This is a genomic window from Sutterella parvirubra YIT 11816 (genome assembly GCF_000250875.1).
In the GTDB taxonomy this organism is placed as follows: Bacteria; Pseudomonadota; Gammaproteobacteria; order Burkholderiales; family Burkholderiaceae_F; genus Sutterella; species Sutterella parvirubra.
Map to the genome: position 1 here is coordinate 42829 of NZ_JH605000.1, position 698 is coordinate 43526.

Here is a 698-nt window from a genome sequence, read left to right on the forward strand (position 1 = left end):
CCCGCCAACCGCATCATTTCCTTCTTGCAGACGTAGCAGCGCTCGCGCCCTGCGGCCGCAAAGCGCGGGAGCATGTCGTCGGGCATGCGGGCGTCCAGATAGCGCATCCCGAAGCGGTCCGCGAAGCGCTTCGCGCCGTCCGCCTCCCACACCGGCACGTGCGCACCGCTCACGTGAAGAAGCACCGGCACGCACCCGGCGCGGCGCACCGCCCAGGCGACGAACCGGCTGTCGACGCCGCCCGAATAGGCGATGCCGATCCGCTGATCCGCGGGGACGCGAGAGCGGATCAACGCGAGGAGCGTCGTCCCCTTGCGGTCCAGATCGTCCCGCGCGGCGAGCTCCGCGTCCTCGGGGAGTTCGGGGAAGTCGGAGGCGTCGTGGGCTTCCGGGAGCTCTGCGTTCCCGGGGACTTCAGCCCCCGTCACGCCCCCCATGCCCGTCACGACGTCCTTCACGCCGTCCATCAGATCGTCTCGGTTCAAGCTTCGTCCTCCACGGGAGGCAGCGCCGTCCCCCAACAAAAGAGCGTCCCGTTGGCGGTCCCCTCAAAGACCGCGCGGGCGTAGGCCCTCGCCTGGGCTTCCACCGTCATCCGGGGCCAGGGACCGAATTCGGCGCCGAGCCCCTTCAAGACGGCCAACCCCGTCGGCGTCACGGGTTCGCCCGTGCCGCCGTAGGGGCGCACGGCGACGCCC

At 71.1% G+C, this 698-nt stretch carries 2 protein-coding genes; both read right to left on the reverse strand.

The genetic code is table 11. The features are described 5' to 3' along the window. On the reverse strand, nucleotides 1-485 hold a 485-nt coding region (locus HMPREF9440_RS07740; protein WP_483754794.1), incomplete at its 3' end, for an adenine nucleotide alpha-hydrolase family protein. Beyond that, nucleotides 482-698, reverse strand: a 217-nt coding sequence (gene larC, locus HMPREF9440_RS12105; protein WP_040764742.1) for a nickel insertion protein, incomplete at its 5' end; no start/stop codon positions are given. The genes larC and HMPREF9440_RS07740, both read right to left, overlap by 4 nt.